The sequence below is a fragment of the Actinospica durhamensis genome (assembly GCF_018139695.1).
In the GTDB taxonomy this organism is placed as follows: Bacteria; Actinomycetota; Actinomycetes; order Streptomycetales; family Catenulisporaceae; genus Actinospica; species Actinospica durhamensis.
This window is the reverse complement of record NZ_JAGSOG010000613.1, coordinates 1-1,034: the sequence shown is the minus strand read 5'-3', so window position 1 is coordinate 1,034 and position 1,034 is coordinate 1. Positions and strand designations below refer to the sequence as shown.

The 1,034-nt window shown below is 67.5% G+C and carries 2 protein-coding genes; both read right to left on the bottom strand.

What is annotated here, in order from left to right; translation table 11 throughout:
* Window positions 1–401, bottom strand: a 401-nt coding sequence (locus KDL01_RS41365; protein WP_438802028.1) for a transposase, incomplete at its 3' end; no start/stop codon positions are given.
* Window positions 398–946, bottom strand: coding sequence for a transposase (locus tag KDL01_RS41360; RefSeq protein ID WP_212534183.1), 549 nt, complete (start codon window positions 944–946; stop codon window positions 398–400). The genes KDL01_RS41360 and KDL01_RS41365, both read right to left, overlap by 4 nt.
* Window positions 947–1,034: the final 88 nt, after the last annotated feature.

Genomic DNA, 1,034 nt, shown 5'->3' with positions numbered 1-1,034 from the left:
GGGAGCTTGTCGTAGCGGGTCGCGATGCCGCGCCACTGCTTGATCCGGTTGTTGCATCGTTCGATCAGGTTGCGGCGCTTGTACAGTTCGGCGTCGAATGCGGGGGGCCGCCCGCCTTTCGGGCCCTTCTTGGCGCGGGCCGCTTTTTGGTCTGCCTTCTCCGGGATGACGGCCTTGATCCCGCGTTTGCGCAGGTAGGTGCGGTTCGCGCGAGAGCCGTAGGCCTTGTCGCCGGCTGCGGTGTGCGGCCTGGAGCGTGGCGGGCCGCCGCGTCGGCGCGGGATGCGGATCGCTTCGAGTGCCGGGATGAACTGCGGGCTGTCCCCGTCCTGGCCGGCGGTCAGCACGACCGGGAACGGGCGCCCCTTGCCGTCGCACCCGAAATGGAGCTTGCTGGTCAGCCCTCCTCGGGAGCGGCCGAGTTTCGCGGCGCGCGCCCGGGCCCTGCGGCGTCTGCGCTGCTCGCGGCGTGTGTCGTCTTCAGGTTCGGCGGGATCACCCGGCTGTACGCCGCCAGCGGCTCTATCTGTCCTGGAAGATTCGTTTTTTGATTTGCCGGGTTTGCCTTCGCGTCCAGCCAGTCCATCGCGGCCTGCAACTCCTGCTCGCAGACCGCCGCGCCCGAGGCGTGCTGGTGGGCGCGCACGGTGGTGGAATCGACCGAGACGAACCAGTCGATCTCGCCGATCTCCTCGGCGTCCGCGAGGATCCCGAGCAGGATGGCGAGCCACGTGCCGTTCTCGCAGTAGCGTCGGTGCAGGTCGTAGACCGTGGCCCACCTGCCGTAGCGCTCCGGCACATCGCGCCACGGCGAGCCGGTGCGAAACCGCCAGTTCACCCCGTCGATCTGCTTGCGAAGATTCCGCGGCAGCCGGCCCAGCGGGGAAACCGGGACATACCGGCGTATCGACTCCCACTGGGCATCCGTCAAATCACCACGCGCCATGACCCAGTTCTACAGCCCCGCCAGCCACAGGCCGAAAACCGCAGCCAGAAAGCATCAACAGATAGTCAGATTCACCAACACTGCCTAG